27 protein-coding genes and 1 pseudogene are annotated in these 23,540 nt (G+C 68.3%); 14 read left to right on the top strand and 14 right to left on the bottom strand.

The annotated features are described in order from the left end of the window. Nucleotides 1-5 precede the first annotated feature (5 nt). The 11 genes from GTH33_RS08615 to GTH33_RS18360 all read right to left on the bottom strand — a co-directional run bounded on the left by GTH33_RS08615 (nucleotide 6) and on the right by GTH33_RS18360 (nucleotide 10,045). The gene (locus GTH33_RS08615) at nucleotides 6-1,109 is read right to left on the bottom strand and encodes a PepSY-associated TM helix domain-containing protein (protein WP_163958064.1); all 1,104 of its coding nucleotides are present in this window, start codon (nucleotides 1,107-1,109) and stop codon (nucleotides 6-8) included. Next, complete coding sequence (locus tag GTH33_RS08610) at nucleotides 1,106-1,411, bottom strand: ribbon-helix-helix domain-containing protein (protein WP_163958063.1); 306 nt, start codon at nucleotides 1,409-1,411, stop codon at nucleotides 1,106-1,108. The genes GTH33_RS08615 and GTH33_RS08610 overlap by 4 nt, the downstream gene beginning before the upstream one ends. Further along, entirely contained in the window at nucleotides 1,404-2,087 is a 684-nt protein-coding gene (locus GTH33_RS08605) for a Fe2+-dependent dioxygenase (protein WP_163958062.1), read from the bottom strand. Before GTH33_RS08605 ends, GTH33_RS08610 begins: the two co-directional genes overlap by 8 nt. 55 nt (nucleotides 2,088-2,142) lie before the next feature. After that, entirely contained in the window at nucleotides 2,143-4,608 is a 2,466-nt protein-coding gene (locus GTH33_RS08600; RefSeq protein ID WP_163958061.1) for a TonB-dependent receptor, read from the bottom strand. Between the two features lie 64 nt (nucleotides 4,609-4,672). Next, nucleotides 4,673-5,638, bottom strand: a complete 966-nt coding sequence (locus tag GTH33_RS08595; RefSeq protein ID WP_163958060.1) for a phosphatase PAP2 family protein — start codon at nucleotides 5,636-5,638, stop codon at nucleotides 4,673-4,675. Nucleotides 5,639-5,762: 124 nt separating this feature from the next. Next, the gene (gene cobT, locus GTH33_RS08590; RefSeq protein ID WP_163958059.1) at nucleotides 5,763-7,589 is read right to left on the bottom strand and encodes a cobaltochelatase subunit CobT; all 1,827 of its coding nucleotides are present in this window, start codon (nucleotides 7,587-7,589) and stop codon (nucleotides 5,763-5,765) included. After that, a complete protein-coding gene (locus GTH33_RS08585) occupies nucleotides 7,589-7,930 on the bottom strand; it encodes a HepT-like ribonuclease domain-containing protein (protein WP_163958058.1) in 342 nt (113 codons plus the stop codon). The genes cobT and GTH33_RS08585 overlap by 1 nt, the downstream gene beginning before the upstream one ends. Next, nucleotides 7,920-8,225, bottom strand: coding sequence for a nucleotidyltransferase family protein (locus GTH33_RS08580; RefSeq protein WP_163958057.1), 306 nt, complete (start codon nucleotides 8,223-8,225; stop codon nucleotides 7,920-7,922). Before GTH33_RS08580 ends, GTH33_RS08585 begins: the two co-directional genes overlap by 11 nt. 7 nt (nucleotides 8,226-8,232) lie before the next feature. Continuing rightward, the gene (gene cobS, locus GTH33_RS08575) at nucleotides 8,233-9,252 is read right to left on the bottom strand and encodes a cobaltochelatase subunit CobS (protein WP_163958056.1); all 1,020 of its coding nucleotides are present in this window, start codon (nucleotides 9,250-9,252) and stop codon (nucleotides 8,233-8,235) included. A gap of 110 nt (nucleotides 9,253-9,362) precedes the next feature. After that, on the bottom strand, nucleotides 9,363-9,839 hold the full coding sequence (locus tag GTH33_RS08570; RefSeq protein ID WP_338054410.1) for a transcriptional regulator: 477 nt from the start codon (nucleotides 9,837-9,839) through the stop codon (nucleotides 9,363-9,365). After that, nucleotides 9,785-10,045, bottom strand: coding sequence for a winged helix-turn-helix transcriptional regulator (locus GTH33_RS18360; RefSeq protein ID WP_338054409.1), 261 nt, complete (start codon nucleotides 10,043-10,045; stop codon nucleotides 9,785-9,787). Before GTH33_RS18360 ends, GTH33_RS08570 begins: the two co-directional genes overlap by 55 nt. 67 nt (nucleotides 10,046-10,112) lie before the next feature. On the opposite strand from GTH33_RS18360, the gene GTH33_RS08565 reads away from it, so the two are divergent. The 6 genes from GTH33_RS08565 to GTH33_RS08540 are packed head-to-tail and all read left to right on the top strand — an operon-like array spanning nucleotide 10,113 to nucleotide 13,723. Beyond that, nucleotides 10,113-10,544 carry a VOC family protein gene (locus GTH33_RS08565; protein ID WP_163958055.1) on the top strand — a complete coding sequence of 144 codons (432 nt, stop codon included), beginning with the start codon at nucleotides 10,113-10,115 and terminating at the stop codon, nucleotides 10,542-10,544. Between the two features lie 6 nt (nucleotides 10,545-10,550). Next, nucleotides 10,551-11,258: a glutathione S-transferase family protein gene (locus tag GTH33_RS08560; RefSeq protein ID WP_163958054.1), complete on the top strand. Its 708-nt coding sequence runs from the start codon at nucleotides 10,551-10,553 to the stop codon at nucleotides 11,256-11,258. Continuing rightward, nucleotides 11,255-11,971, top strand: a complete 717-nt coding sequence (locus GTH33_RS18415; protein WP_163958053.1) for a DUF1428 domain-containing protein — start codon at nucleotides 11,255-11,257, stop codon at nucleotides 11,969-11,971. The genes GTH33_RS08560 and GTH33_RS18415 overlap by 4 nt, the downstream gene beginning before the upstream one ends. Before the next feature lie 23 nt (nucleotides 11,972-11,994). Beyond that, nucleotides 11,995-12,786 carry a VOC family protein gene (locus GTH33_RS08550; protein WP_208404197.1) on the top strand — a complete coding sequence of 264 codons (792 nt, stop codon included), beginning with the start codon at nucleotides 11,995-11,997 and terminating at the stop codon, nucleotides 12,784-12,786. Continuing rightward, nucleotides 12,783-13,274 (top strand): VOC family protein, encoded by a 492-nt coding sequence (locus tag GTH33_RS08545; protein WP_163958052.1) that lies wholly within the window; start codon nucleotides 12,783-12,785, stop codon nucleotides 13,272-13,274. The genes GTH33_RS08550 and GTH33_RS08545 overlap by 4 nt, the downstream gene beginning before the upstream one ends. After that, entirely contained in the window at nucleotides 13,271-13,723 is a 453-nt protein-coding gene (locus tag GTH33_RS08540) for an SRPBCC family protein (RefSeq protein ID WP_163958051.1), read from the top strand. Before GTH33_RS08545 ends, GTH33_RS08540 begins: the two co-directional genes overlap by 4 nt. 160 nt (nucleotides 13,724-13,883) lie before the next feature. Here GTH33_RS08540 and GTH33_RS08535 read toward each other — a convergent pair whose 3' ends face one another. Continuing rightward, on the bottom strand, nucleotides 13,884-14,438 hold the full coding sequence (locus GTH33_RS08535) for a J domain-containing protein (RefSeq protein WP_208404207.1): 555 nt from the start codon (nucleotides 14,436-14,438) through the stop codon (nucleotides 13,884-13,886). A gap of 94 nt (nucleotides 14,439-14,532) precedes the next feature. Between GTH33_RS08535 and GTH33_RS08530 the strand changes: the two genes are divergently transcribed. From GTH33_RS08530 to GTH33_RS08505, 6 genes are all read left to right on the top strand, one after another. Then, entirely contained in the window at nucleotides 14,533-14,829 is a 297-nt protein-coding gene (locus GTH33_RS08530; protein ID WP_163958049.1) for a BolA family protein, read from the top strand. A gap of 3 nt (nucleotides 14,830-14,832) precedes the next feature. Further along, entirely contained in the window at nucleotides 14,833-15,546 is a 714-nt protein-coding gene (locus GTH33_RS08525) for a glutathione S-transferase (protein ID WP_163958048.1), read from the top strand. Between the two features lie 78 nt (nucleotides 15,547-15,624). Continuing rightward, on the top strand, nucleotides 15,625-16,071 hold the full coding sequence (locus tag GTH33_RS08520; protein WP_163958047.1) for an NUDIX hydrolase: 447 nt from the start codon (nucleotides 15,625-15,627) through the stop codon (nucleotides 16,069-16,071). After that, nucleotides 16,064-16,963 carry a pirin family protein gene (locus GTH33_RS08515; protein ID WP_163958046.1) on the top strand — a complete coding sequence of 300 codons (900 nt, stop codon included), beginning with the start codon at nucleotides 16,064-16,066 and terminating at the stop codon, nucleotides 16,961-16,963. The genes GTH33_RS08520 and GTH33_RS08515 overlap by 8 nt, the downstream gene beginning before the upstream one ends. A 140-nt stretch (nucleotides 16,964-17,103) precedes the next feature. Next, on the top strand, nucleotides 17,104-17,988 hold the full coding sequence (locus GTH33_RS08510) for an alpha/beta fold hydrolase (protein ID WP_163958045.1): 885 nt from the start codon (nucleotides 17,104-17,106) through the stop codon (nucleotides 17,986-17,988). A gap of 119 nt (nucleotides 17,989-18,107) precedes the next feature. After that, nucleotides 18,108-18,590 carry an RcnB family protein gene (locus GTH33_RS08505; RefSeq protein ID WP_163958044.1) on the top strand — a complete coding sequence of 161 codons (483 nt, stop codon included), beginning with the start codon at nucleotides 18,108-18,110 and terminating at the stop codon, nucleotides 18,588-18,590. A 31-nt stretch (nucleotides 18,591-18,621) separates the two neighbouring features. Here GTH33_RS08505 and GTH33_RS08500 read toward each other — a convergent pair whose 3' ends face one another. After that, nucleotides 18,622-19,890, bottom strand: coding sequence for a DUF2254 domain-containing protein (locus GTH33_RS08500; protein WP_208404198.1), 1,269 nt, complete (start codon nucleotides 19,888-19,890; stop codon nucleotides 18,622-18,624). Between the two features lie 170 nt (nucleotides 19,891-20,060). Next, on the bottom strand, nucleotides 20,061-21,152 hold the full coding sequence (locus tag GTH33_RS08495) for a DUF2332 domain-containing protein (protein ID WP_163958043.1): 1,092 nt from the start codon (nucleotides 21,150-21,152) through the stop codon (nucleotides 20,061-20,063). Between the two features lie 82 nt (nucleotides 21,153-21,234). Between GTH33_RS08495 and hisG the strand changes: the two are divergent. Then, nucleotides 21,235-21,869 (top strand): annotated as a pseudogene (gene hisG, locus GTH33_RS08490) (ATP phosphoribosyltransferase). Next, the gene (hisD, locus tag GTH33_RS08485; RefSeq protein ID WP_163958042.1) at nucleotides 21,866-23,161 is read left to right on the top strand and encodes a histidinol dehydrogenase; all 1,296 of its coding nucleotides are present in this window, start codon (nucleotides 21,866-21,868) and stop codon (nucleotides 23,159-23,161) included. Before hisG ends, hisD begins: the two are co-directional and overlap by 4 nt. Nucleotides 23,162-23,540 lie beyond the last annotated feature (379 nt).

The following is a 23,540-nucleotide window of genomic DNA, read 5'->3' as shown; positions in this document are numbered from 1 at the left end:
CGGCCCTAGTTCACGCCGCGTGCCTGCTTCGCCGCCACCTGTGCGCGCCAGCCGCGTGCGCGCCACCACATGACGATGCCCGTCACCGCCAGCGCGGCGGGCAGGATGCCGCCGATGAAGATCACCGTCTGCCACAGCCACCCCATGCCCTCGCCATCGTGGATACGGCGCATCAGCCGCGCGATCCCGCCCGGCTGGCGCGATGGCGCGGCAACCGCGATACCGCCGTCGTCCGCGACCTTGACGATCGCGCCGCCGGCGTAGGTCACCGTCCAGTCCGGCGTCCGCGTCGTCGGCCAGGCGATGCTGCGGATCGTATCCTTGCGAACGGTGGCGGCCCGTTCCACGACGATGCCGAGCGGTTGCGCCGGGTCGGCCAGTGCCGGCGCGCGCATCATCGCGCCGCGATCCGGGCCCCGCGCTCCGCCGCCGCCGCCGCTCAGGGCCGCGAAGAATGCCGGAAAGCTGATCCACGCCCCGGTCAGCGACAGCACGAACAGCGGCAGCGCGATCCAGAACCCCATCAGATAATGCAGGTTGGTGTCGGTGTTGCGATGCCGCCGCCAGCGCAGGCCCTTCGCCCATCGGCCCACGGTCGGCCACCACAGCCACAGCCCGGTGAAGCACGACACCATCATCGCCACGCCGATCCAGCCGACGATCTGCCGCCCGATACCCGGCACCTGCAGACTGCCGTGCAACCCATGCAGAAAGCGGACGAAGCCGGCGTTGCCCGGTGCCACCTGCAACACGCGCGCGGTCGGCGGATCAAGATAGACCATGGTCCGCGGCGGCGGTCCGCGACGCACCGCCGCGGCCTTTGCGGGCTGTGCCGCGACGATGACCGGACCGCCATGGTCCGGCATCGTCAGTTGCGCCACCCGGTCGCCCCGCTGCAACGCGCCCCGCGCCGCAGCGACATAGGCGTCCACGGTCAGCACCGACGTGCCCGTCACCGCATAGCGCGACGGATTGACCATCCGGTCGAGCCCGTCGTGCCAGACCAGCGCGGCACCCGACAGCGACAGCGGCACGATCAGGATCGCCAGCGTCAGCCCGATCCATTTGTGGACCTGGAACCACGTCCGTCGCCATGCCAGCTTGCTCATCCGTCGCTCCCGTCCTCCGCCACGGGCGTCGCATGCAGGTCCTGTTCGGTCAATCGCGCCGCGAACAGCCAGCTGCGCAGCGCGCTGGCGAGATTGGGGGGATCGTCGGCGGCGATGCGCAGCACGTCGATCTGCGCCACCAGCGCCGACAACGGCAGCGCATAAGCGACCGCCGCCAGTTCCAGCGCGCGCCAATAGGCGGGTTCGAGGCTGATCGAGGTCTGGTGGCCGGCGATGGTGATCGATCGCTTGACCGGCCCCTCGAACCCGAACGAGGGCGCGGCGATCCGCGGATCAGGCATCGGCCCAGCGTCGCAGCAGGTTGTGATAGACGCCGGTCAGCCGCACCACCGCCGCATCGCCCTGACCCTGCGTGGCGGCGACCGACTGGATCGCGCCGTCCAGTTCGAACAGCGTGCGCCGCTCGCCATCGTCGCGCACCATGGATTGCAGCCAGAAGAAGGATGCCGTGCGCACGCCGCGGGTCACCGGCGTCACCCGGTGCAGGCTGGATGCGGGATAGAGGACCAGATGGCCGGCGGGCAGCTTGACCGTCTGCGGCCCGAACTGGTCCTCGATCACCAGCTCGCCGCCATCATAGGCTTGCGGATCTTCGAGGAACAACGTCGCCGACAGGTCGGATCGGATGCGGAATTCGGTGCCGCGCTGGATACGGATCGCATTGTCGACATGCAGTCCAAAATCCTGTCCGCCGGCATAGCGGTTGAACAGGGGCGGAAACACCTTGAGCGGCAACGCCGCCGCGAAGAACAGCGGCGACCGCCCGAGCGCGTCGAGCACCATCGCCGCCGCCTCCCGCGTCGCCGGCGCATCCTCCGGCAATTGCTGGTTGCGCTTGGCCAGTGCCGCCTGCGGACCGGAGGTGACGTTGCCGTCTACCCAGTCGGCCGCATCGATGATCGCGCGCAGCCGCGCCACGCCCTCGGCATCGAGTACTTCGGGAATAGCGATCAGCATGGCATGGCTCGTCCGGACTCCTCCCCGCCAACGCGGCAGGGAGGATTAGCAGACTTTAGAAGCTGTAGAACAGGCTCAGCACCGCCGAGCGCGCTTCACCCGGCGCGGCCCAGCCGTTGTTGCGGATCGCCGTGTAATATTTCTCGTTGGTGAAATTCTGCACGTTGACCTGCGCGGTCAGGCCGCCGGCGAAGCTGTAGGCCAGATAGGCGCGGTGGATCAGGTAATCGTCCGACCGGTATTGCGTCGGTGCGGCAAGGCTGGCCGCGTTCAGCGCGAAGCTGCCCTGATAGGTCAGGCCATAGCCGACCTCCAGCCCGAACGGCAGCTTGTAGGTCGTGAACAGGCTGCCCGAATGCTTGGGGGTCTGCACGAACAGCGTGCCACGCTGCGGGTCCGGGTTCGCCACGCTGTTGCCGCACGCAGCGCTCGGGTTCGCAATGCACTGGTTCGAGATCGCCTGCAGGATCTCGCCATCCAGATAGGTGTAGTTGGCGAAGATCGTCCAGTTGCGCGTCACGTTGCCCGATGCGCCAAGCGCGATGCCGTCGACGCGGGAGCGCCCGTCGAGCACCTGCGTCGCGGTCGGCAGCGCCGGATCGTTGGAGGCGACGCGGAAGTTGGTCCGCTCGTTGCGGAACACCGCGGCGGTCAGTTCCAGGCGGCGGCCGAACAGGCCGGCCTTGATCCCCGCCTCGTAGTTCCTGGCGGTTTCCGGCGCGACCTGGCACGGGTCGAACACCTGCGTCTGGCCGTTGATGACCTGCGTCGTCTGCGCACCGCAGCCGAGGCGCACCGTCGCCGACGACGGCGTCTTGGCGTTGCCGTAACCGCCATAGATGCTGACGTCCTTCACCGGATGGAACACCGCGCCGATGCGGTACGAGAACAACCGCTCGTCACTGCGTTGCGGCAACTGCTGGAGCGCGGTGAGCGCGGTCGTGCCCGGCGGTACGAACGCTAGCGGTAGCGAGCGGAAGTGGGCGCGCTGCGTTTCCCAGCGCACACCGCCGTTCAGCTCAAAATAACGGCCCAGTTCCAGCGTATCGAACAGATAGACCGCGACGTTGGTCGTCTCCGACTTCGATTGTGCGGTGACCGTCCGGTTGAGCGGGCCGGTATAGGTCGTGTCCGGATTGGCGATGCTGATCGGCGGCAGGATCAGCGCCTGTCCCGACGTGTTGCGGATCAGCGATGCGGTGGTGATCGCATAATCCTCCACCGATGCCGACATGCCGACATTGGCGACGTTGCGGATGCCGCCCTTCTCCCCCGTTTCCAGCCGGATGTCGGTCTGGTTGACGAGCAGCTGGTTCTCCTGATCGCGGATCAGGCCGCGCGGGCCGTTGGGCTGGAAGAAACCGGCCGCCACCGGGATCGTCACCGAATTGGTGCCGGGACGATACACGCCGCCCGCATCGACGACGTTGGAGAACGTGGCGGTACACGCGCCGCCGGTCGGCGTGCGGTTGGTACCCGCCAGGCAATAGGTCCCCTGCGGCGCGCTGGTGACGCTATTCTGGCCGACGCGCTGCCAGCGGGTCAGGTTGCGCACCGACAGCGCATCGTTGACCTGATGGCGGAAGGTCGCGGTGAAACGGTCGACCGTCGTATCCTGCCGATCGAGGTTGGCGATGCCGAAATAGTCGCTGCGGTCGACGCCCGGAATCGCGCCACCGTACAGCGCATTCCTGTAATAAGGCACGCCATAGATCGGCGTGTTCCGATCCTCCTGATGGACGTAGGCGAGCGTCAGGCTGGTCGGTCCGTCGATGCCGATCGTCACCGACGGGGCGATCCCCCAGCGCTTGTAGCGTTCGACATCGCGGCCCGGCACGTCGTTGCGGTGATAGGCACCGTTCAGGCGGACGGCGACATTGTCACCGACGCGGTGGTTGGCATCGATCGCGCCACGATAATAATCGTCGGTGCCGATCGATCCCTGCACGATCGTCAGGTCCTCCGCGCGCGGTTCCTTGGTGACGAGGTTGATCGTCCCGCCGACGCTGCCCGATCCGTTGAAGACCGAATTGGCGCCGTTATAGACCTCGATCTGCTGGATGTTGAACGGATCGGTGCGGCTGTACTGCGCACTGTCGCGAATGCCGTCGACGGTGATGTCGTTGTTGGCCGAATAGCCGCGCAGGTTGATGCTGTCGCCATAGCCGCCACCGCCCTCGCCCGCACCGAAGGTGATGCCGGGAATGGTCTGGAGCGCGTCGCGCAGCGTCTGAAGGTTCTGCTTGCGGATGACCTGGTCGGAGATGACGGTGATCGTCTGCGGCGTATCGATGATCGCACTGGTCGCCTTGGGGCTTTCCACCACCGCGACACCGGCCTCGCCCTTGCCGTTGACGACGATCTCGTCGCGCTCAACCGCGCGCTTGGCATCCTGCGCCTGCGCATCTGCGATCGCCTTCGCCCGCTCGGCGGCGCTGACCGGCGCGGTATCCGCTGCCATCGCGGGCGCCGATGCGATGAATCCGACGCACGACAGTGCGAGGAATGACGGTGTCTTCATGATGGTCCCCTTTGTTGGAGGGGTCACTAATGAGAATGATTATCAGCGTCAACGCTATTGAGAGTCATACGCAGATATAGTGTCGATCGGTATCGACGACGTGGGTCCGCCCGGCGACGACGGATGCCAGCCGCGCATGAAGCCGCTGCGCGCCGGTGATGCAGACGAAGCCGATGCACCCGCCGGCGAGCAGGTCGACGGCGTAATGCCCGCCGACGATCAATGCCGAAAAGAACATCGCGATGTTCAGCACGACGAGCGGCACGGCCCAGCGGCCGAGCCACGAAAAGGCGACGGCGAGGATGACCGCATCCGCGGCGTGCATGCTCGGGAACGTGACGATCCCCGTGATGACCGACGTGTCCAGCGTGCGCAGCTCGCCACTCCGCACGCCGGCCAGCACCGCCTCGAAGGCATAGGGAAACGGAGGCGTGCCGAACGCCGGAGTCATCAGCAGGAAGACGATCATGATCGCCGCGCAGGTCATCAGTGCGCTCAGCACGGCCCATGCGCGCCAGCGCTCCCCGCGCCAGAGCAGCAACAGCATCGCCAAGAGCGGGGTTACCGCGAAACTGTCATACGCCAGCGTCCACAGCCGCATCGCACCCGCCGACAGGCCGAGGTCGGCGATCAGGCTGGTACGGTCGATGCCGAACAGCAGCATATCCGCCTGCCGCAGGACGGGATCGGCCAGCGGCGCCGCGGTCGATGCGCAGATCACGGCACAAAACGCGCAGACGATGCCGGACGCGAACAGCAACAGCACCTGCTCCACCAGATCGGCGACCCTGGCAAAGCCGATCCACCGTGCCGCCCAGGCAAAGGCGGCGACGGCCAGGGTCGACTGCAACACATTGCCGATGAAGACGGGATCGCAATGGAATGGCCCCAGCGTCACCGACGCCGCGATCACCGTTACGCCGAGCAAGCAAAGGCAATAGGTCGGCAGCGCATGCGGTTCGATCGCGCGCCGGTGAGCGGCGAACTGCGCGAGCGAGGGCCGGTGCTTCGAAACCAGGTCGGGGCTCATCGCCCTCGCCTATCCGGGCGATGGTTAAATGTGCCTTATCGTCAGCGCCTGGACAATGTGCGTATACGCGGTGGGCGACCGCAGTCTGCGGCCCCATGGCGCCGGACGACCCGACGCGTCGTGCTCACGGCGTGTCGAACAGCGCCGCCAATTGTTCGATGATCGTTCCGCCCAGTTGCTCGGCGTCCATGATCGTCACCGCGCGCGCATAATAACGGGTGACGTCGTGGCCGATGCCGATCGCGACCAGCTCGACCGGCGACTTGCCCTCGATCCAGCCGATCACCTGACGCAGATGGCGTTCCAGATAGCTGCCGGAATTGACCGACAGAGTCGAATCGTCGACCGGCGCGCCGTCGCTGATGACCATCAGGATGCGGCGTTCCTCGGGCCGCGCCATCAACCGCGCATGCGCCCACAACAGCGCCTCGCCGTCGATATTCTCCTTCAGCAACCCCTCGCGCATCATCAGGCCGAGGTTGGTGCGCGCCCGCCGCCACGGCTCGTCCGCCTTTTTATAGACGATGTGGCGGATGTCGTTGAGCCGCCCCGGCTGCGGCGGCCGGCCCGCGGCCAGCCACGTCTCACGCGCCTGCCCGCCCTTCCACGCGCGGGTGGTGAAGCCCAGGATCTCGGTCTTCACCCCGCACCGCTCCAGCGTGCGGGCGAGGATGTCGGCGCTGATCGCGGCGATGCCGATCGGGCGCCCGCGCATCGACCCCGAATTGTCGATCAGCAGCGTCACCACCGTATCGCGGAAGTCCGTCTCGCGCTCGATCTTGTAGCTGAGCGACTGGCCGGGCGTGACGACGACGCGTGCCAGCCGCGCGGCATCCAGCATTCCTTCGTCCTGGTCGAAATCCCAGCTGCGCGATTGCTGCGCCATCAGCCGCCGCTGCAACCGGTTGGCGAGCTTCGACACCGCCGATTGCAGGTGCGCGAGCTGCTGGTCGAGATAGCCGCGCAGCCGCGCCAGTTCGTCGGCGTCGCACAGGTCGGTCGCGGCGACCACCTCATCGAACTGGGTCGTCCACGGCTTGTATTCGAACTGCGGCATGAAATCGCTGTTCGGGCGGTTGGGGCGCACCGGCTGCATCCCCTCGTCGCCGTCGTCGCCGGGCTCGCCGTCGAGGTCGTCCATCGACTCGTCGCCGAATTCCTCGCCCTCGCCGTCGTCGCTGTCCGATTCCTGCGCCTCGCCGCGGGCGTCGACCTCCCCTTCGCCCTGGCCGGCGGAATCGTCGTCGCCCTCCTCGCTTTCGTCCTGTTCCTGTTCGTCGGTGCCCTCGTCTTCCGATCCGCCGTCCTCGGCATCCTCGGGTTTCAGCTCACCCTCGACCAGTTCCAGATCCTCGAGCATCTTCATCGCCAGGCTCTGGAACGCGCGCTGGTCGTCGAGCGCCAGATTGAGGGCCGACAGGTCGGTCCGCGCGTCGATCCATTCGCGCACCAGCGCCAGGCCGGGCGCCGCGGCGGCGGGCGCGTCGACGCCGGTCAGCTTCTCGCGGACCAGCAGCGACAATGCGGTCGACAACGGCACCTCTTCGCGCGTCCGGGCGCGCGTGATCGGATCGGCACGCAGGCGCACGTCCAGCGCATGCGCCAGATTGTCGGCGATCCCGGCATAACCCCGGCTGCCCAGCGCTTCCACCCGCGCCGTCTCGACTGCGTCGAACACCGCGCGGGCCACCGCCTCGGGTGGTGCGGCCTTGAGGTGCATCGCGCTGTCGTGATGCTTCAGCCGCAGGGCGAACCCGTCCGCGAAGCCGCGTGCTTCCGCAACCTGCTCCGCCGGCAGCGCGCGCGCTGGCATCGGCACCTTGATATGCTTGCCGCTCTGCGTCGGCGCATCCGCGGTGAACGCAAGCTCGACCTCCGGCTCCTCGGCGATCGCGCGCGCCGTGCCGGAGAGGACCGCCTTTAACCGGTCGAGGGGAGTGTCGTTCGCCATTATTCGCCCATTGCCCTTTCGGCGGCAGCGCGGAGCGCAGGCAGCTCGTTCTGTGCGATCCGCAGCAACAGTTCGGGATCGATATTACGGTAGTCGTGCCGTAACCGGTTGCCCAGACCACGTATGTTCCGCACCGGCAGATCGGGACCGATCCGTCCCATGTCCTCGGACCCGATCTGAATCACCGCCTCGGTTATCCGCTGGAACAGTCGCTCCACCGCGAGCAGAGTCCGCTCGTCCGCGCCGAGTGCCTTCGCATCCATGCCATCGACGAACGCGACCAGGCGATCGACATCCTCGACGATGTCCGCGAGGAACAGACGCGTGCGTTCAGAATACATCGACGCGATCGCGATCGATCTGGGCCTGAAGACGCGACCGCCGCGCCGGCTCGGTGACGAGGTCGACCTTCACCCCGCCAAGCATCTCGCCGATGCGATCTTCGATACCGAAGAAACCGAACGGCCCGAGTGTCTCCACCCGATCGTAATTCATGACGGCGGCGAGATCGACGTCCGAGTCCGATCGGTCCTCCCCGCGCGCGGTCGAGCCGAAGAGGGACAGGCGATCGATCCCGAGCGCACGCAAGTCCGCCTCGCGCGCGCGCAACCGTGCCAAAGCCTCGGCCTTTGTCATGCCGCCCTCAAGCCTTCCCCACCACGCTTTCGGGCAGGTCCTTGCCGAACACGCGCTGGTAATATTCCGCCACCAGCGGCCGTTCGTTCTCGTCGCACTTGTTGAGGAATGACAGGCGGAACGCAAAGCCGACGTCGCCGAAGATCAGTGTGTTCTGCGCCCAGGTGATGACGGTGCGCGGGCTCATCACGGTCGAGATGTCGCCGTTGACGAAGCCCTTGCGCGTCATGTCGGCGACGCGGACCATGTTGTCGACGGTCTTCTTGCCCTCCGGCTTGTCATACTCGCCCGACTTGGCGAGCACGATCTGCGATTCCACCGCGGCGGGCAGGTAGTTGAGCGTGACGACGATATTCCACCGGTCCATCTGGCCCTGGTTGATCTGCTGCGTGCCATGGTACAGCCCGCTGGTATCGCCCAGGCCGACCGTGTTGGCGGTGGCGAACAGGCGGAACCACGGGTTCGGGCGGATCACGCGATTCTGGTCGAGCAGCGTCAGCTTGCCCTCCGTTTCCAGCACGCGCTGGATCACGAACATCACGTCGGGCCGGCCGGCGTCATATTCGTCGAACACCAGCGCGGTCGGGGTCTGCAACGCCCAGGGCAGCAGCCCCTCGCGGAATTCCGTCACCTGCTGCCCGTCGCGCAGCACGATGGCGTCGCGACCGATGAGGTCGATGCGGCTGATATGCGCGTCCAAGTTGATACGGATGCACGGCCAGTTCAGCCGTGCCGCGACCTGTTCGATATGGCTCGACTTGCCGGTGCCGTGATAGCCCTGCACCATCACGCGGCGGTTGTGCGCGAAGCCCGCCAGCACCGCCATCGTCGTGTCCGCATCGAAGACATAGGCCGGGTCCAGGTCCGGCACGCGTTCGTCCGCCTCGCTGAACGCCGGCACCTCCATGTCGCTGTCGATGCCGAACAGGTCGCGCACGCCGACCATCTTGTCGGGCGCGTCCATGATCGTCGTTTCGCGCCCCTCTGCAGACATGTTGGCGGGCTGGGTGTTGGAGATATCGGTCATCGTGGTCGGGACACCATTCGAGGCTGGGCAAACAGAGTGCGGCCCCTCCCAACGCGCGAAGCGAGCGAACGGCGCAACCCGACATGCAGTGGAAACGGATTGCCCCGCCGTCAACCCGCCGGGGGCATGATCTTGGGCGGCAGCGCGAACAGGTCGGCGAAGCGTTCCGCCGCGGCGCGGTCGCCGACGATCCGCAGCACGCCGTCCGCTTCCATCGCCGCGACCGGCCGCTTGACGTAGAGCCACACCACCAGCGGCGTCGGATCGGCCTCGACCACCACGTCCGCCCCGGCCGGCTCCATGCGGGTGATCCCCAGCACGCCGTCCGCCAGCCGCCCCAGGAACCGGTCGCCGCCGACCCGAAACCCGATCGTCATCCGCAGGGCGCCTGCCTTTACCGGATCGATCATCGTGCGCATCGACAGCATCGCCGAGGCGGGCGACATCGGCAAGGTCGGATCGTGCAGCGGCGATCGCGTCGCCCAGCGCCCCATCGTCTGCATCACCGGCTCGATCTCCTGGCCCCAGGGGGTCAGTTCGTAGACCTGCACCGATGCGGGCGACGGCAGCGTCCGCCGCACCAGCATCCCCCCGCCTCCAGGCTCGCCAGCCGCTGGGTGAGGATGTTGGCGCTGATCCCGGCGAGCTGCGCCCTGATCTCGCCGAAGCGCCGCGGTCCGAACATCAGCTCGCGCAGGATCAGCAACGACCAGCGTTCGCCGACGAATTCCAGCGCCAGCGCGGTCCCGCACGCATCGTCATACCAACGCTTGGTTACTTTTTCTAACTTCATCGTTGCTTTAGGTAAGCACGGGGTGCATCAAACGCCAGAGACGATTCGCGAAGAGGATGCGTTCGCCATGCCAAGGATGATCTTCGTGAACCTGCCGGTCGCCGACGTCGAACGGGCAACCGCCTTCTACACGGCGCTGGGTTTCGAAAAGAACGCCATGTTCTCCAACGAACAGGCGTCGTCGATGACCTGGTCGGACAGCATCGCGGTGATGCTGCTCAGCCACCCGTTCTACGCGACCTTCACGAACAAGCAGATCATCGACGCCCGGCAACAAAGCGGCATGCTGCTCGCGCTGTCGTTCGACGATCGCGCCGCGGTGGATGCGTTCACCCAGGCGGCGCTGGCGGCGGGCGGGCGCGAACTGCACGATCCCGAGGATCACGGCTTCATGTACAGCCGCGCGTTCGAGGACCCGGACGGCCACGGCTGGGGGCCGTTCCACATGGACATGGCCGCCGCCGAACAGGCGATGGCGCATCAGCCCGCCGCCGGCTGATCCGCCATGCGCCCGACCATCACCGCTTTCGACTGGGTGCCGGATTTCGCCAGGGGCCAGGTCCGCGACCTGCGCGTGCGCTGGGCGCTGGAGGAAGCGGGTCAGGCCTATGACGTCCGCTACCTGCCGCAGGGCGGCCAGAAACGGCCCGATCATCGCGACCGCCAGCCGTTCGGCCAGGTGCCGACCCTCGAACATGACGGGCTGACGCTGTTCGAATCGGGGGCCATCGTGCTGCACGTCGCCGATACGTTCGGCGGCGGCCTGCTGCCCGCCGATCCGGCCGCACGCGCACGGGCGATCGAATGGATGTTCGCCGCGCTCAACACCGTCGAACCGCCGATCATGGATCACGCCGCCTGCACCCTGTTCGAACGCGGCCAGCCCTGGTCGGCGCAGCGCCTGCCCTCGGTCTTGCAGCGGATCGACGAACGGCTCGGGGAATTGTCGCGGCGGCTGGGCGCGGGTCCGTGGCTGGACGGGGATGCGTTCAGCGCCGGCGACCTGCTGATGGTCGCGGTGTTGCGCATTGTCACCGGCGACGGGCTGCTCGACGGCTATCCGAACCTCGCCGATTATGTCGCGCGCGGCGAATCGCGTGCCGCGTTCGGGCGGGCGCTCGCGGCGCAGATGGCGGGCTTCACCGGCACGCCGCCGCCCGGGTTCGCCGAATGGCTGAAGGCGCAGGGGATCGAGGAGGGATCGGGACGATGACCTATATCGATGGCTTCGTCGTCGCGGTGCCGACGGATCGGCGCGACGCCTATCGCGATCATGCCGTCCGCGGCTGGACGTTGCTGCACGCCGCCGGGGCCGCCCGCCAGGGCGAAGGCTGGGGCGACGACGTGCCCCATGGCACGCTGACCGACTTCCATCGCGCGGTACAGGCTGGCGAGGACGAGACGGTGGTGTTCAGCTGGATCGAATATACCGACAAGGCGGCCCGCAATGCCGCCGCGACGCAGATCATGGCGGCGCCCGGGATGGACGAACTCGCCGCGACGATGCCGTTCGACGGCAAGCGCATGATCTATGGCGGGTTCGAGGTCGTCGTCGACACCGGCGCGACCTCTCCCGACACCGGCTATATCGACGGCTTCCTGATCCCCGCCCGCGACAAGCAGGCCTATCTGGCGATGGCGATGCGGGCGGAGGCGGTGTTCCGCGACCACGGCGCGACCCGCGTGGTCGAGGCATGGGGCGACGACGTGGCGGCCGGAAAGGTCACGGGCTTTCCGCAGGCGCTCCACCTGCAGGACGGCGAGACCGTCGTCTTTTCGTGGATCGAATGGCCGTCGAAAGCGGTGCGCGACGCCGGCATGGCGAAGGTCATGGCCGACGCGCGCATGCAGATGCCGCCAGACGCCATGCCGTTCGACGGCAAGCGCATGGTCTATGGCGGTTTCGCGCTGCTGTTCCAGTCCTGACCCCCCTTCCTTGCGGAGCGACGATGATGACCCTTTCCGATGGCGATCCGATCTGGTTCGAACTTGTCGCATCCGATCCGGCCGCGGCGGCGACCTTCTACGCAAGCGTCTACGGCTGGACGACGCACACGTCGCCGGTGGCCGAACATGGCGGCTATATTGTCGCCTCCGCGCCGGACGGCGATGGCGTGGCCGGCCTGATGGCGCCACCGCCGGGCGCACCGCCAGCAGGCGGCTGGTCGCTCTACCTGCTGGCGCACGACATCGCCACAACGCTGGCCAGGGCCGGCGACCTTGGTGGCCGCGTCGTGTTCGGGCCGATGGATATTCCCCATGTCGGCCGCTTCGCCGTGGTCCTCGATCCTCAGGGCATTCCGTTCTCGATCATGCAGCCCTTCGCGCAGGATGCGGCGCGTCCGTTCAAGCAGATGCCGGGCGCGCACGGCCATGCGGTGTGGATCGAACTCGCCACCCCCGATCCCGATGGCGCCTTGGCCTTCTATGGCGGCCTGTTCGGCTGGACGAAGGCCGGCGCGATGGCGATGGGCGACATGGGCGAATATGCCTTCATCGGCACGGGCGACGGGCGGCCCGGTGCGATCATGTCCAGCACGCTCACCCGCGCGCCGCAGCACTGGAACAGCTATTTCCTCGTGCCCGACATCCACGCCGCCATCGCCGCGGCGGAGGCTGGCGGCGGCAAGCTTATCCAGGGTCCCGATCCGATCCCCGGCGGCGATTTCTCCGCCAACATCATCGACGATCAGGGCCATCAGGTCGGCATCGTCGGCCCGGGCGGAAATGCCGCAGCATGACCGACAAGGCGATGGCGATCTGCCTGTGGTTCGACGGCGCGGCGGAAGAGGCCGCGCGCTTCTATGCCGCCACCTTCCCCGATTCATCGGTGGACGACGTCGTCCGCGCACCGGGCGACTATCCGGCGGGCAGGCAGGGCGATGCCCTGACCGTCGCCTTCACCGTCTGCGGCACGCCCTTCCTCGGCCTGAACGGCGGCCCCGGCCATCCGCATACGCAGGCGATCTCGTTCCAGGTGTTCACCGACACGCAGGCGGAAACCGACCGATTGTGGGACGCCATCGTCGGCAATGGTGGCGCCGAAAGCCAGTGCAGCTGGTGTTCCGACCGCTGGGGCGTCAGCTGGCAGATCGTGCCGCGCGTGCTGATGGCGGCGCTGTCGCATCCCGATGGCGACGCCCGCAGCCGCGCCTTCACGGCGATGATGGGGATGCGCAAGATCGATATCGCGGCGATCGAGGCCGCGGTCAGGGGAGACGCCGCATGACCTACGACCTGTCGATATCCCGGCTGATCGATGCGCCGGTCGATGCGGTCTGGCGCGCATGGACCGAGGATACGGGCGCATGGTTCTGCCCCCGGCCATGGACCGCCGAGTTTCTGACGCAGGAATTGCGCGCCGGCGGCCGGTCGCAGATCGTGATGCGCGGCCCGAACGGCGAGGAAAACCGGCTGGAGGGCGTGTATCTTGAGGTGGTGCCGCAGACCCGCATCGTCTCGACCGACGCGTTCACTGCCGGCTGGCATCCCGCCGGGCCGTTCATGGTCCGCATCGACGACTTCGCCGCGGAAGACGGCCAGACGCGCTACACCGCCACCGCGCGCCACTGGACGCAGGAGGCGATGGACAATCACGCCGCCATGGGGTTCGAACCCGGCTGGAACGCCGCGACCGATCAGCTGGAGGCGATCGCACGGGCTTTGGCGGGCCGGTAGCCGCTCCATTCCGCCGGCACGGGGCCGTGGCGACCGCTGGCCGACGGGCGGGCGGCCGCGGACGCCACGGTCTAGTCTGGCCCTCCACGCCGCCGCCCCTCCACCCCGCCGCCGCGCGACGCGATGCCTCCCCGTTCCGTGCGCTAACCGATGACGCGCATCACGCGAATGCGGGCGCCTGCCGCAATTGCTGATACGCCGCGATCACCTTTTGCAGCATCGCTTCATGGCTGCGGTCGCCGCCGTTGCGATCCGGATGGTATTTCCGCACCAGTTCGGAATAGCGTTTGCGCAGCGCCGACCGGTCGGCATCCGCCGCCAGCCCCAGCACCTTCAGGCTCATCCGGTCCTGCCCGGACAGCGGCTTGCCGTCGCGGCGTTCGGGCGCGACCTCGCGGCGGTAACGGGCTCCGATCGCGTCGAGCGGATCGCTGAAATCGGCCCAGCGCGGCCCGGCATCGCCCGCACCCGCCCGGGCGAAGGCACGCGTTTCGCGTTCCCACCCCGCCAGCGGTCGCTGCGCATGGTGGATCTCGTCGGCGGTCATGCCGTCGAAATAATTGTAGCGGCTGTTGAACGCCCGCACATGCTTCAGGCACATCCAGCGGAATGCGCCGGGGCCACCGCCGTCGGCGGCACCCTCCAGCGGCGGCGCCCGGAATTCGCCCGGCTCCTCGCATCCCGGCTCCGCGCACACCCGCCCCTGCGATTCCATCCGGCCGTGAAACCTGGTGTGCGGCCGCTCCTTCTTCTCACTTCCGCGCGCCACGAACGCTCCCTAATCTGCGCAATTCCGCTATATAGGCGTGATGACCGACACCGCTACCGTTCCCGCCCCCGCTCCCCTGGCGGACATCATCGCCGCCCGTCTGACCGCGGCGCTCGACCCGACGCATCTCGAGGTGGTCAACGACAGCCATCACCATGCCGGGCACATGGGTGACGACGGCACCGGTGAATCGCACTTCACCGTCGTCGTCGAAAGCCCGGCGTTCGCCGGTGCCAGCCGGGTCGCACGGCAGCGCGCGGTGAACCATGCGCTCGCCGATCTGTTGTCGACCAGGATACACGCGCTGGCCATCAGGGCACGCGCTCCCGGAGAATGACGGATGGCCTATCGCCTGTGGTATTGGCCCTCGATCCAGGGGCGCGGCGAATTCGTCCGCCTGGCACTGGAAGCCGCCGGCATCGCCTATGAGGATTGCGCCCGCGACCAGGGCGTGGCGGCGATGATGACCGATCTCGAGGGGCGCGCCGCAAACGGTCGCGGCCCCTATGCGCCGCCCTATCTGGCGCTCGACGGCCATGCGATCGCGCAGGTCGCCAACATTCTGCAGTTCCTGGGTCAGCAGCATGATATGGTGCCCTCGAACCTTGCCGACCGCTATTGGCTCAACCAATTGCAACTGACGATCGCCGACCTGGTCGCAGAGGTGCACAACGTCCACCATCCGGTCGGCATGATGGACTATTACGACGATCAGAAGGCCGAGGCGGCCCGTGCCGCGGCGCAGTTCCGCGACGAACGGCTGCCCAAATATCTCGACCATTTCGAGGATGCGGCGCGCGCGGGCCCCAGCGACTGGCTGATCGACCATCGCTGGACCTATGGCGATACCTCGCTGTTCCAGCTGGTCGAGGGCCTGCGCTACATGTTCCCGCGCCGGATGAAGACGCTGGAACCGGACTATCCGCACCTCTTGCGCGTCCACGCCGCGGTGCATGCGCTGCCGGGTATCCGCGCGTATCTGAAGAGCGATCGGCGCCTGCCGTTCAACGAAGACGGCATCTTCCGCCACTATCCCGAACTCGACGCGGACTGACGCCACCCTTGCCCGCGGGGAAAGCACCGTTTCCCCTTTCGCCCTTCGCTTGCATCGCCACGCGCGCTACAACCGCCCATGCCCCGCGTCCCCCGCCCCGCCGCTCGCATCCTGCTCGTCGATGCGAGCCGCCGCGTGCTGCTGATGCGCTTCACCCCCACCGACCGGCCACCGCTCTGGTGCACGCCGGGCGGCGCCGTCGATCCGGGCGAAAGCTACGAACGGGCCGCCCGCCGCGAATTGTGGGAAGAGGTCGGCCTCGATGTCGACTGCGGCCCGCAGGTGGCGCAGCGCACCGCCGAATTCCTGACCTTCGAAGGGGTCGAGGTGACCGCAGACGAACGCTATTTCCGCGTCGACGTCGACACGCACGAGGTCGCCGCCGGCGCCCTCACCGCGCTCGAACAGCGGCTGCTCGCCGGTTCACGCTGGTTCGCGGTCGACGAACTGGCGGACTGGCCGGAGACCATCTACCCTGCCGACCTCGCCCTCCTGCTCGCCACGACGGAGCCGACCGATGCTTGATGATTTCGTTCTCCAGACCATCACCCCGGTGACGCACGATCTGGGCGGGTTCAAGGTCCATCGCACGCTTCCCAACAAGGACCGCACGATGGTCGGGCCGTTCCTGTTCTTCGATCAGATGGGTCCGGCGCACCTCGATGTCGGCGGCGGTATCGACGTGCGCCCGCATCCGCACATCAACCTGGCGACGGTGACCTATCTGTTCGACGGGGCGATCGACCATCGCGATTCGCTCGGCACCCGCGCCCGCATCGAACCCGGCGCGGTCAACCTGATGACCGCCGGCCATGGCATCGTCCATTCGGAACGCTCGCCCGACGACGAGCGCAGCCAGGGCCCGGCGCTGTCCGGCATCCAGACCTGGCTCGCCCTGCCGGAGGCGCAGGAAGAGATCGATCCCGCCTTCGAACACGTCACCCGCGCCCAGCTGCCGACGCTGCAGGCGCATGGTGCCCGCGCCCGCATCATCATGGGCGACCTGTGGGGGCAGCGCGCGCCGACGACGACCTATGCCGGCACGATCTACGCCGACATCGCGCTCGATCCCGGCGCCGCCATCCCGATCGACGCCGCGGCCGAGGAACGCTGCGTCTACCTCGCGATGGGCGATGCGACGCTGGAGGGCGTGCCGCTGGAACCCATGAAGCTCTACGTCCTGCGCCCCGGCATCGCCGCGACGCTGCGGTCGGCGACCGGCGGGCGGGCGATGCTGGCGGGCGGCGATGCCTTCGCCACGCCGCGCCACGTCTGGTGGAATTTCGTCAGCTCCAGCCGCGACCGGATCAACGAGGCGAAACGCGCCTGGAAAGCGGGCGAATTCCCGGTGGTGCCGGGCGACGACAAGGAATGGATTCCGATCCCGGAGGTCCCGAACACGGTAAGCTACCCGTAACCCGGAACGCGTCGGCGGAGCCGCAGCGTCGGCGCACATCCATACCCGCCCGCGCCGGGCCGACGACGAGCTGGATGAGACGACGAGCGGGAAAAGACCACAGGGCGTATCGACGCCGCCACGAAACAGGAGAGCCACCGATGACCATCCCTCCGCTCCAGCGCATCGCCCTGTCCACCGGCGTCGATCTGGACGTCGCCATCGCCGGCGATCCAACGCATTCGCCGGTCATCCTGCTGCACGGCTTTCCCGAATCGCATCGGACGTGGCGCGGCATCCTCCCCGATCTCGCCCGCGACCATTATGTCATCGCCCCCGACCAGCGCGGCTTTGCCCGCTCGTCCAAGCCGGACGGGGTCGAACATTATGCCGCGGACAGGATCCTCGCCGACCTGATCGCGCTCGCCGACCATCTCGGCATCGACCGCTTCACCCTCGTCGGCCATGACTGGGGCGGTGCGATCGCCTGGATGGCGGCGCTCGGCCGGCCCGATCGCGTGGCGCGGCTGGTGATCGTCAACGCGCCGCACCCGTTCCTCTTCCAGCGGGCGCTGTTCGACGAACCGGAACAGCGCAAGGCAAGCCAGTACATCACCCGGTTCCGCGATACGCGGATCGACCAGGGGTTGGTCGGCGCAGGGCTGGAGAAATTTCTGGGCTCCACCTTCGCCCATCACATCACCGGCGCGATCGGCGGAGAGGACAAGGCCGCCTATCTGGACGAATGGTCGCAACCCGGCGCGATGACCGCGATGCTCAACTGGTATCGCGCATCGGGCGTCATCGTGCCGGCGATGGACGAGGATGCGGCCCGCCCCGCCTTCCTCGACCGGCCATTCCCGCCGGTGACGCAGGACACTTTGGTCATCTGGGGCATGCGCGATGCGGCGCTGCTGCCGGTGCTGGTCGACGATCTCGGCCCCTATGTGCCGACGCTGACCGTCGAAAAGATCGACGCGGGGCATTTCGTGCCGTGGGAAAAGCCGGCGGCGGTGGTCGCGGCGATGCGCCGCTGGAATATCTGAACGCTTAGCCTTTCGGTTTGCTGACCAAAACATTCCTCATGCGTTCAGCCGGGCGGGCCGAAAAGGCCGCCATGCCGGTCCCCCGCGGATCGGCGGATCGTTACGAGGAGAGACGTATCATGCGTAAGATCATCATCGCCGCGCTGGCCGCCGCGACCATCCTGCCCGCCGGTGCCGCCACCGCGCAGAGCGCCCGTGAAGTGCGCCAGAGCCAGCGCGAGGTCCGCCAGAGCCAGCGCGAACTCGCCGAAGCTCGCCGCTACGGCGATCGCGGCGACATCCGCGAGGCGCGGCGCGAGGTCCGTGAGGATCGCCGCGAACTGCGCGAGGACTGGCGCGACTATCGCCGCAGCCACCGCAACGTCTACACCCGCGGCGCCTATGCCGGCCCGCGCGGCTATCGCTACCGCCCGGTCGCGGTCGGCTATCGCTTTGCCCCGCAATATTACGGCCGCAACTATTGGATCAACGACTACCAGACCTATCGCCTGCCGCGTCCGGGCTACGGCTATCAGCGCTGGGTCCGCTACGGCAACGACGTCGTGCTGGTCGACACCCGCTCGGGCCGCGTGACGCAGGTCTACAACCGCTTCTTCTATTAAGGGCATGGGTGGGGCGGTCCATGCCGCCCCCCTAACCCGACCGGCGCTGTGCCCGCTCGCCATCGCCGCTGCGCAAGGCGGCCATGTCCGCCGCGTCCAGCGCCGCCTCGGCCCGCACCATCGCCGATCGCGACGCCGCCCGCGCCGCCGCGCCGAACCGGTCCGGCGCCTGCCCGGCCAGCGCCGTCAGCGTCGCCTGCAGGCGCAATTGCACCTCCACCACCCCCGACCCGTCGCGCGCGATCGGGCGGAACACGTCGATGAACAGGTCGTCGATGTCGAGGTCCGGCACATGCACCCGCGCGAACCGCCGCTCGCCGTTGGCGGGCGTATCGGCCAGCGCCGCCAGCACGCGATGGGCGGCGCCGATGACGCGGATGGCGGTGCCGGGATCGTTGACCGCGGGCGACAGCGCGCGCGCCGCGATTTCCGACAGCACGATCAGGCCGAAGCGCGGGTCCTGGTCGAAATCGCGGTCCGGCATGATCGCGAACGCCGCCGCCACCGCCGCCAAGGCCCGATCGTCGCACGCTCCCTCGACCATGGCCACCGCGCGGCCGGGATGGACGAATGTCCCCGGCAACGTCGCGACATGCACGATCAGGCCGTCGCGCGTCGCGACCCGGCACAGCGCGCCCATGTCGATATGCGCGATATAGCCCGTCCGGTCCGTGAACACCGGCCGCGCATCGGCCGGCACGTCGACCGCCGTCGCGCCGCCCAGGCACGGCGCCTCCGCCCAGGCGATCATCGACGCCATCGCCGCCCGTTCGACCCGCTCGATCGTGTCCTGCACCCGGCCGAAGGTCGACAGGTGCTGGATCCAGCGCAGCAGCGTGATCGCGATGACCCCGACGATCGCGATCGTCGCGAAGAACAGCACCACCCGCCCCTTCGCACCGTAAAATCCGGTGGTCAGCGCGATGATGCCGACGATGCTGAACAGGAACGTGCCGACGAACGTCGACAGCGCGTTCTGCGTGAACCGGTCCTCGATCAGCAATTGCGTCGCGCGCGGCGTCACCGTGCTGGTCGCCGCACCATAAGCGGTCACCGCCGCCGACAGGGCGAACGTCGTCACCGCCAGCATGCTCGACGCCAGGATGGTCAGGATATTGTCGACCGCCTTGCCGCCCACGGTCAGGCTCAGCTCGTCGGGAATGAACGGCGCCAGCCGGGCCGCCAGCAACGCGGTCAGCACGCCAGCGATGCTGAACAGCGAGGCGCGCAACCAGATGCGACGGGTCAGCTGCTGCAACAGATAGGCGCCACGTCCCGCCAGATACCCGCCCGTCATCATGCCCCCTTTGCCCCCCAGGGCCGCGAGGAAGCGGCCCCCTTTGCCCCAGCCCGCGAGGACGCGGCCCCCTTTGCCCGAGCCCGCGAGGACACGGCCCCCTTTGCCCGAGCCCGCGACGACGCGGCCCCCTTTGCCCAGGCCCGCGACAACGCGTCATGCGCGCGATCGGCTCAATCGCGTTCGTACGCCCCGCGACGCATCACGTAGTCGCGCGTCTCATAGGGTGCCGGCAGGCCCTCGACCCACGCACCATGGGCATGGGTCAGCGCCACCAGCTCCATCGGCGTATCGCCCGGCCAGCCGCGCACCCGCACCTCGTGCCGGTGCAGGTCGCGGTTCGGCTCCATCATCACCCAGCCGAGCGGCCGCTCCGCGCTCGCGCGCGCGCCCGCCGCCGCCATCGCCGCGACGATCCGCGCCCGGCCCCCGGCGGGCAGATATTGCCACACCACCGAATGCATCAATACGCGGGTAACGCCCGGCGCCTGCGGTTCCGCCAGCCGCGCCTCGATCCAGTCCGCCGCATCCCCCTGCACCAGGTCGACGCCATGCCTGCGCACCTCGCCAATCGCCGCCGTCAGCCGCGCGAGCCGTTCCTGCGCGTCGACCCAGACATAGGCCGCCAGCCGTGCCGCCTGCGCGGGGTCGGCGACGTCGACGGGCGCGATATCGACACCGCGCGCGCCCACCACCTCCACCGCGGCGACCGGCGGCGGCGGCCCCCGCCATTCGGGTACGATCCGCACCGCGGCATCCGCCGGCCCCACCCCGACACCGCCCAGATCGAACCGGTAGCGCCCGATCATCAGGTTCAGCCCCGCACTCGATCCGATCTCCAGCACCTCGATCCGCGGACCATAACGAAGCGCGAGGTGCAACAGCCCGGTCATCAGCCCCGCCGAACGCGCCGCCTCGTTGTTCTGCGGCGGCCCGTCCAGCCACGGCAGCAACGCCGCATCGTGCCGCACCAGCACATCGCGCAGCGCGCCCGCGACATCGCGGGCATCGCCCCCGAACACGCGCGACAGCGCCGCATCCGCGCCCGCACGGTGCAGCGCGTGCAGCCCGCCGACCAGCCGCAGCACGACCGCATCCGCCACCGGTTCGCCCGGCCAGTCCAGCACCCGCCGCCCGGTCGCGCTGTCGCGGTCGAGCGTCTGTCCCAGCGTGGTGCAGATCCGCGCGGTGATCGGCGCCGCCATCGCCGCGCAATAGCCCGCCTGTACCTCGAACGCCGCCCGGTTCTCCGCTTCGCTGCCCATGTGCATCTCCTCGGTGCGTGTGTTGCGCCCACCCTGCCCCGTCAGTAAAGCCCGGCGCGTGCCAGCTCCTTTAGTCATCGCCGTGCCGAAAGGCCGCATCCTCGCCGAGGCCCTCCCCTGCTCGCCCGCGCCGGCGTGCATCCGGAGGCGGCGTTCGGCGATCCCGACAGCCGCGCGCTGCGCTTCGCCACCGACGTGCCGCATATCGAGCTGATCCGGGTCCGCGCCTTCGACGTCGCGACCTTCGTCGCGCACGGTGCGGCGCAGCTCGGCATCGTCGGGTCCGACGTGCTGGCGGAATTCGATTATTCGGAACTCTACGCGCCCGTCGACCTCGGCATCGGCCATTGCCGCATCTCGGTCGCCGAGCCGGTCGAGATGGCGGCCAGCGACGATCCGCGCGGCTGGAGCCATGTACGCGTCGCCACCAAATACCCGCATATCACCGCCGCCCATTTTGCCGCGCGCGGCGTCCAGGCGGAATGCGTCAAGCTGAACGGCGCGATGGAACTGGCGCCGACGCTGGGTCTCGCCCCGCGCATCGTCGACCTCGTCTCCTCGGGCCGCACGCTGAAGGAAAACGGACTGGTCGAGGTGGAGGTGATCGCCGAGGTCACCAGCCGCCTGATCGTCAACCGCGCCGCGATGAAGACACGGGCTGAGGTCGTGCCGCTGGTCGAGGCATTCCGCCGCGCCGTGGCGGAGGCTGCGGCATGATCCGCCTCGACACCCGCGACGCCGGCTTCGTCGATGCCTTTACCGCTTTGGTCGATGGCCGCCGCGAAGCCTCCGCCGACGTCGCCCGCGACGTCGCCACTATCATCCGCGCGGTGCGTGACGATGGCGAGGCGGCGGTCGCCGCCTTTACCCGCAAGCTCGACCGCCACGACCCGAACGAGACCGGCTGGCGCATCGAACCGGCGACCTGCGCCGCCGCCTATGATGCGCTGGAACCGGGGCTGCGCCACGCGCTCGACCTCGCCGCGACCCGCATCCGCGCCTATCACGAACGCCAGCGCCCCGCCGACAGCGACTATACCGACGGCGTCGGCGTCCGCCTCGGCGCGCGGTGGAGCGCGGTCGATGCCGCCGGCATCTACGTCCCCGGCGGGCGCGCGGCCTATCCGTCGTCGCTGCTGATGAACGCCATCCCCGCCAAGGTCGCGGGCGTCGGCCGGCTCGTCATGGTCACCCCTACCCCCGATGGCCAGATCAACCCGCTCGTCCTCGCCGCCGCGCACCTCGCCGGGGTGGACGAGGTGTGGCGGATCGGCGGAGCGCAGGGAATCGCCGCGCTCGCCTATGGCGCCGGCCGCATCCTGCCCGTCGACGTCGTCACCGGGCCCGGCAACGCCTGGGTCGCGGAGGCGAAGCGCCAGGTCTATGGCGTCGTCGGCATCGACATGGTTGCCGGCCCCAGCGAGATCGTCGTCGTCGCCGACGCCCTGAACGATCCCCGGACCACCGCCGCCGACCTCCTCAGCCAGGCCGAACACGACACGACGACGCAATCGATCCTGTTCACCGACGATGCCGCCTATGCCGACCGCGTCGCGGCGGCGGTCGACGACGAACTGGCGATCCTCCCCACCGCCGCCACCGCGCGCGCCGCATGGGACGCCAACGGGGCGATCATCGTGGTGGACGCCCTCGATGCCGCCTGCCCGCTCATCGATCGCCTCGCCCCCGAACACCTCCAGCTCGCAGTCGACGATCCGCAGGCGCTGTTCGACCGCGTCCGCCACGCCGGCAGCGTCTTCCTCGGCCGCCACACGCCCGAGGCGATCGGCGATTACGTCGCCGGCCCCAACCACGTCCTCCCCACCGGCCGCCGCGCCCGCTTCGCCAGCGGCCTGTCGGTCCTCGATTTCATGAAGCGCACCAGCTTCCTCGGCCTGGACGAAGCCGCGCTCGCCGAACTCGGCCCCGCGACCGTCGCCCTGGCGGAAGCGGAGGGCCTGCCGGCGCATGCGCGATCCGTGGCGCTCAGGCTACGGCTGAACCGATAGGCTTAGGCGGCAGGACGCCATCAGGCCTAGATCAATGCTCTTGGCGTCCGTCCTTGGCAAAATACGCAATCAAGGCGAGACAGCCAATCGCTGCTACCACGCCAATTATTTGAAGGGTCGAAGTGAACGCGATCTTTGCCTCCATAGGCGCGCTGAGGCCAAGCCAATTGACTGTGAACGTCAACGCGACTGCTATGGAAACGCCAGTTAGGTAGCGCCATGCCTTGGGCCATCCTTGAGGCGTCAGTAAAAATCCGAGGCAGTAGCTTGCCGCCACACAGACGGCGACCCAACCGAACAGTTCGGCGAAACCTCGCCACCCGGTTGGGCCAATGCCATCCGTCAGTCCTGCCAATCCGATGAAAGCCGCCGGCAGGAC

It is taken from the genome of Sphingomonas insulae, assembly GCF_010450875.1.
GTDB lineage: Bacteria > Pseudomonadota > Alphaproteobacteria > Sphingomonadales > Sphingomonadaceae > Sphingomonas > Sphingomonas insulae.
This window is presented reverse-complemented; position numbering and strand designations above follow the sequence as displayed.